Source organism: Roseibium hamelinense (assembly GCF_007830545.1).
GTDB lineage: Bacteria > Pseudomonadota > Alphaproteobacteria > Rhizobiales > Stappiaceae > Roseibium > Roseibium hamelinense.
The window spans coordinates 1-4,929 of the sequence record NZ_VLLF01000020.1 but is presented as its reverse complement, the minus strand read 5'-3'; the positions used below and the strand labels follow the sequence as shown (position 1 = coordinate 4,929).

Here is a 4,929-nt window from a genome sequence, read left to right as displayed (position 1 = left end):
TTGTCCTTGAACTCGCCAGCCGGAACAGTCGTTCCGAGTTGGCTGTCCGCATCCCCAACATCCGCATACCGTGCAGCAAGGGTGACTTTGGCCCGTCCGAATTCTTTTGTTGCGCCCACGCTGCCGCTCAGGAAGCCGTCGACCGGGGTAAAGTTTGTTGTCGGGCTGCCGGTATGGTGCTCATACCCGACTTCGCCAAAAATCGACAAATCTTCCGTGATCTTGCGTCCAAGCCCAAGCCTGTAGGTGATCCGGTCGTCTGCAAAAAAGGCCAAGGGGCCGCCGGTAACCGATGTGTAGAGCGGCGGGGAAATGTCGAAATCCGACCACGGCACCCAGCGGACAGACCCGAACAAGAGCGTTTTCGGGCTCAAACCTGTTTGGAATTCCAGATGCAGGGATTCCGGTGAGTCCAGCGCTGTGGTCGTGGCCACTGCCGGACCGCCGGCAAAACTCTCCGAAGTTGAAAGATCGGTGTCGATTGCTGATCCATAGGTGAGGGCAATTCTCATGCCGATTTCCGGCTTCTCATAGGCAATACCAGCGAGAAACCCGAAGCCGAATGCGGGGTCCACTGTGACATTATATCCGTTCAAGAACGGTATGTTTGCATGAGCATCCGTGTATTGGATCTTCGGTCCGCCATAAATACTGAAACCACCGCCGAATACACGCATGGTGTCGGGCAGATTGTATTGAAGAACACCCGAAAGAGCGTGTGTTGTAATGCTGGCGTTGGCGTTGGAGGCAAAATAGGTCGAAGTTGGGTAGGCAATGTTTGCGCCGTAAGGTTGATCGAAGATGATCGCGTATGAAAACTGATCGTTGATGTCATCTTTAAAGGCGGCGCTTATGTTCCAAAAATTCTCCGCAAGATTGCCAGAATTTTGGCCTGGTGTGGGGGAGATGCTGCTCCCGACGCCCGAAACTTCGGGAAACGCGAAGTACCCGCCAATCTGGAAATATCGTCCCTGTTCGAAGAGGACGTCCATAGACTGGTCTATGCGTTCGAAACCACCCGCATGAGCCGTCCCGCTCAATGCGATCGACACTGCGATCGCGGTTTTCAGTCTGCACATTTTTTCTCCCCCCATTTTTGACCGGCTGTAGCGCCATTGGCGCATGGCCCTCCAAAGCCTTTACCGGTCAAAGATCGACTGTTGTTAGCATTGTATTAGATAGATACCTAAATTCCCGTAGAGGCAATAGAGCGCACCTTCAAAAGTCTGTTTGCCGACGCACTCTTCACTGGAAAACCGCATGTTTAGGCTGGTTTTCGCGCAGGAGTTGTTGCCTGATATCGGTAGATGCGGACCTCTTTGCTATCACTCTGCAGCCATATGACGGTCTTGCGAACAAGGTTCCTGCGTCTAAGCTGCCAGTGAAGTCTTCTTCCAAAATGACACCCTTGACCGGCCGCGCCATCCCGCAGGATATGTCGCGGGTTTGTTCGATGCTGGGTTGATCCGAAATCAGGCCTTCGATGGGGACAGGTGCAGCGTCTTTCCCTGTTTTCTTGTGGACGCTACGCTCCACCGGCGCTGCCGCAGACACGCTTGGTCAAGTGTGTTGCTCGCCAGTGCTTTCGGCATCTTTATTGGCAATGGATACGGCGTATCCATAGGTTTCCTCCCAGAACAGCACCCTGCGGGATTTTATGCCCTTGGTATTTTTCGGAGCTACAGACTACGGGTGTCGGGATTGCGTGTCTGAGCACTAGTCAACAATTTGAAATATTTTGCCGTGTTGCCGTTGAGGGAGGAAAAGGTGGGGGCTTGGGGGCAGTGACGACAACGTTCTTTCCAAGACGGGACCACGTGACGTGGCTGACAGCAAAACGAACAGTCGGATTGTCCGGCGGGCCTCCATCTGCGGCAGAAACCTTGTCACTTAGCTGTGTTCAGCGATCTTCTGTGCGACCAGCCAAAGCCGATCCTGTCCCCAAACGCCCAAGATCTCTTTTCCGTCAGGGCCAAGGAGCCGATAACTTGGAACGCCCCAGCTGCCGAATCCATACATGGCCAAGCGATTTTGTTCGGCTTCTTCCTGCCAGGTGTCATTATTCATATGCTTTTTGGCTTCAGCCCAATCGAGCCCAGCCATTTCGGCCACCTTTTTTAGACCAGACATCGCGTTGGTGTTTATGCCTTCGCAGAATGCGGCTTTAAGGAAAGCACCGAAAAAGTCATACCCCTTGCCGTGCCCGGACGCCCATTTGTATATGCCGTACGCGTGAATAATCGGCTTGCCGATGGGGTCGTAAAAACTGTCCTGCCGCGCTCCCAATGCGCGTGCTTCCCGCGCGCAGTCGAACCAAAAATATAGGCCTTTTATCACCGTTGCCGGCACACCGCGCATGACCATGGGCAACACTGGCCGCAGAACCAAGTTGACGCCGGAGTCTTTTGCCAATTTTAGTGTGGGGTCCCACGAAACCGCCGTGTACGGGCTTCGCAGGGATGCGAAATATTCGAGTGTCAGGTCTTTCGCGCCGGGGCCGAACTGCGAGCAGATGGCTGGACGGGGGGCAATCAAAGGCTGGTTTGGGCTTCGATCAGCGCCGAGCGACTTCAGCCTTTGCTCCAGATGGTAAAGCCGGCTGATCCCCCAATACCATTCTCCCTCGTACCAGAAATTGGCCCCGCCATAATGTTTCAGTTTCTTGCGGCGCTCCGCACCGGCGTTGAGCTTGTTTTGCACCTCACGGTCAGAGGCAACGCCATGCTTGTCCGCGATCGCCATCAAACCAGCATCGTCGCCGCGCCACAAACACTCGCTAACGGCAACGCCTTCGCGTGAAAAACAGTTCGGTGTCAGATTGCAGAGAACGCGCGTTGCCAGTTCGCGAAGGCAGTCCGGCGGGTGTGCGGAAGCATCCGGAAACCTGACCCCGTAGCCTGGGGCAATCAAAGCAGCATCCCATCGGGACATGTCCTGCAGTAGGTCAGGCTCGGGATAATTGTCGTCCCGGAGCGGCGGAACGATATGGACTTCGATATCAACGTCATACTGCGCTTTGATGCGGCCCAGTACCTGGATCGTCAAATGGGAGTATCCGTCGTCAACCTGATGGAAGTACTCCAGCTTATGACACCGGCCGTCTTTATGTCGTTTGGCTTCTCGATTCTTTCTGAGCTTTGCCGTTCTCTGTTCACTCGCCGCCCGGGTGAGAAGCCAGGAGATGGCCCAGCGTTTCAGCGCGGAAGGCGTGCTGCTGGAAGCTCCTGCTTGTTCTGTGGTTTGCGTCATGTCCAACACCCCCGACGACACTTTACGTGCGAAGAGCAAGCTGTGAGCGAAGGATTCTTGGACATACACATCGTCCTGATCTAGGTTTTTCGATGTTTCTGACTTGTTCAGGCAGACATCCAAAACGAAATTGGCAGTCGCCCCCCATTGGCCACATACATAGGAACACATGTCCGCTGAGGCAGACTGTACAAAAGGTGACATTCGCATGTCATTTGCGGTCAGAGACTGCTTTTCTGAACTATCGGCTCCGTAGGGATAGCAGGTCCGCGGTAATGATTATGCCAAGTGCGGGAGCCTTGCAGACACGGCTCAAATAAGCGCAGTGGCGATAGCTGCCATCACAATGCGGCCCAGCTTGATCCGCACGATGGCCTTGATAGTCCTGCGCAAAAAAGCGCCCAAGGCCCAAGATGGTGGCCGGAATGAAGCGCGCGCCTCGTCCCACGGTCATTTTCAAAGGGGCGTCACCAGTTCTGATTTCATCTGTACAAGGTTCGGCAAACCGTTCATATTTTTCCGATGGTTTCCAGTTTTAACAGCTACGCGGCCGGTGTTCTCGACATTTTGAGTGCAGACGTCCGTCGGGCGCTGCTCGCAACTGGACGGCGGGTTATCTTTTCAGACGGGCAATTGGTCCAAAGCCGGGGCCACAATACGCTTGATCTTGTTATCGTACTTGAAGGCGGTCTGCGGATCATGACGCTTGGCGACGATGGATCGGCCTTGCTCACGGCAATTCTGGGCCCGGGGCAACAGCTCAACGACGTGACACTTTTTGCAAAAGCAGCACGAACGCATGATGCGGCCGCAGTTGGTGAAACAGAACTGCTGACACTGACCCAGGATGAATACCAGCAGTTTTCAGCACAACATCCGGAGATTATTCAGGCTCTTCTGGTCAGCAATGTTCAGCGCGTTCATCAGCTCGTCGAAGCTCTAAATGATTTGAGGGCCCTACCGAAATCCGTCGTGCTCGCACGGGTGCTGTTGAAAAACGCCCGTCATCAGCGCGGCCAGAGCACGATCAACAGTGTCGAACTGGACCTCACTCAGGAAGACATCGCCATGTTCCTCGGCGTATCGCGCGCTTATCTCAACAAAGTTCTCAGCGGCTTAAGCAATTTGGGGCTCATCAAAGTCTCTTACCGCAAGATCGCTGTTTTGGATTTGACGGCTCTGGAAGCCTGGATTCAGGAGCATCTAACCTATGACCCGGTGGAACTGTTCGAGGCCCAGGAAGTGCCTGATGGCACCTAGATTTATCCGGCATGTTCTGCGGGATAGATGCAAAGAAATCTCTCGGCCAAAAAAGTGAGGTATCCGTTGACAGCCAACCGCAGGGGCACCTGGTCACAGCCGCCACAATTGCCAAAGTTCTGGTTTCCAACCGCTGTGCCTGAAAACGCGTGCAAGGCCGTCGATGTCGCTCTAGCGCTAAATCACTTGAACGACACTGGCGCAGCTTGCCCCTAGCTCCATTATGGCCACTATACGTGCTAATCAAATACAGGATATGCTGCCTACAAATCGCAGTGATTTCGAAACATAAACATAGAGAACATCCTAACCCGCTCGGACAGCACCGCGTGTCCTTGAGCCCCACGGTCGCGAATATCCCCGTAGGAAAGTGGGAAATCCCGGAAGGACCCGCGAGTGACTTAGGGTTTCGGGTAGGCT

3 protein-coding genes are annotated in these 4,929 nt (G+C 54.3%); 1 reads left to right on the top strand and 2 read right to left on the bottom strand.

Going from position 1 to position 4,929, the window contains the following annotated elements; all coding sequences use genetic code 11:
• Both JM93_RS21585 and JM93_RS21580 read right to left on the bottom strand, forming a co-directional pair.
• Nucleotides 1-1,079, bottom strand: a 1,079-nt coding sequence (locus JM93_RS21585) for an OmpP1/FadL family transporter (RefSeq protein WP_145347762.1), incomplete at its 3' end; no start/stop codon positions are given.
• A gap of 811 nt (nt 1,080-1,890) precedes the next feature.
• A complete protein-coding gene (locus tag JM93_RS21580) occupies nt 1,891-3,249 on the bottom strand; it encodes a DsbA family protein (RefSeq protein WP_145347760.1) in 1,359 nt (452 codons plus the stop codon).
• Between the two features lie 522 nt (nt 3,250-3,771).
• Between JM93_RS21580 and JM93_RS21575 the strand changes: the two genes are divergently transcribed.
• Nucleotides 3,772-4,509 (top strand): Crp/Fnr family transcriptional regulator, encoded by a 738-nt coding sequence (locus JM93_RS21575; protein WP_145347757.1) that lies wholly within the window; start codon nt 3,772-3,774, stop codon nt 4,507-4,509.
• The last annotated feature ends 420 nt before the right edge of the window (nt 4,510-4,929 follow it).